The organism is Vibrio sp. 378 (assembly GCF_033339435.1).
Window position 1 is genome coordinate 1 of sequence record NZ_JAWOUO010000509.1, and the last position, 724, is coordinate 724.

1 protein-coding gene is annotated in these 724 nt (G+C 47.7%); it reads right to left on the minus strand.

Features of this window, described 5'->3' with window-relative positions:
- Nucleotides 1–724, minus strand: a 724-nt coding sequence (locus R7Q48_RS27220) for a serine protease (RefSeq protein WP_318133369.1), incomplete at both ends; no start/stop codon positions are given.

The window sequence follows — 724 nt, forward strand, 5'->3', positions numbered from 1 at the left end:
CCGTTGTCGCTAAATCCTGAAACATTAGTGTCTTCTGGATCAAAGCCTGAATCACCTTCGCTATGGTAATCCTCTAAGGCTGCTAAGCTTGCGTTATAAACGGTTTTGACCCCAGAACTGGTTCTTGCCTCTATCCACGAGGTGTAATTCAGAATCTCTGTGAACACGCTCGGAATGGCTGCCGACTCACAAATGGATGAGCCGTAGCTCACAATCCCGATTTGCTGATACATACCGTTGCTGTCTTGATAGGTGAGTGGGCCGCCAGAGTCTCCGCTACATATTCCGGTATAGCTACGGTCTGGAAAGCCATTTGCACAAATGTTTTCTTGGTCGTTATACCCCACAACGAGAGAAGCACATTGGGCATCAGAAAGCGGTTGAACCTCCGCCCATCGCAAATAGTTCGGGCCGCTGGTGTCGGTCGTGGACGTTTGTCCCAATCCAAAGATTTGATAAACCGATTCGCCGCTGTAATCGCCAAAATCTTGAGGCAGAGTGATGGACTGAACGTTATCGGTAATTGGTCGGGTTAACTCCAATACCGCCAAGTCATTAATCCATAGGTCATTAGGATCATAGTTGGGATGAATCGTAATAGTGCGAACGTCTTTGAACTCTTCGACATAAACATCGTTCATGGTTGGATTTTTTTCCAGAACACGAAGATCGTTCGCTGTCCAACCGTCAGTAAAAACCGAGGTTTCTACGAAGGGGGCTGCCG